Here is a 290-nt window from a genome sequence, read left to right on the forward strand (position 1 = left end):
CCTCATCACCGTGGCGGAAAACCTGGCCGGGCCCTTCACCGGCGGCATCTCGGCCGCGACGATCATCGCCTGCGTGTTCTTCGGCGCCATCTCGGGCTCGGGCCCCGCCACCACCGCCGCCGTCGGGATGCTGATGATCCCGGCCATGGCGCGGGAGGGCTCGGGATCGTCATCCCGCCCTCGATCCCCATGGTGATCTTCGGCATCTCGGCCATGGGCCTGCAGGCCCCGCCCGAGGCGATCGAGAAGTTCGGCCCCTTCCAGACCGTCTCGATCAGCAAGCTGTTCAT

At 68.6% G+C, this 290-nt stretch carries 1 protein-coding gene; it reads left to right on the forward strand.

What is annotated here, in order from left to right:
• Positions 1 to 10: 10 nt before the first annotated feature.
• Positions 11 to 196, forward strand: a complete 186-nt coding sequence (locus QSV46_RS39390) for a TRAP transporter large permease subunit (RefSeq protein ID WP_314964045.1) — start codon at positions 11 to 13, stop codon at positions 194 to 196.
• Positions 197 to 290: the final 94 nt, after the last annotated feature.

This window comes from Bradyrhizobium cosmicum, from assembly GCF_032290525.1.
Taxonomy (GTDB): Bacteria; Pseudomonadota; Alphaproteobacteria; order Rhizobiales; family Xanthobacteraceae; genus Bradyrhizobium; species Bradyrhizobium cosmicum_A.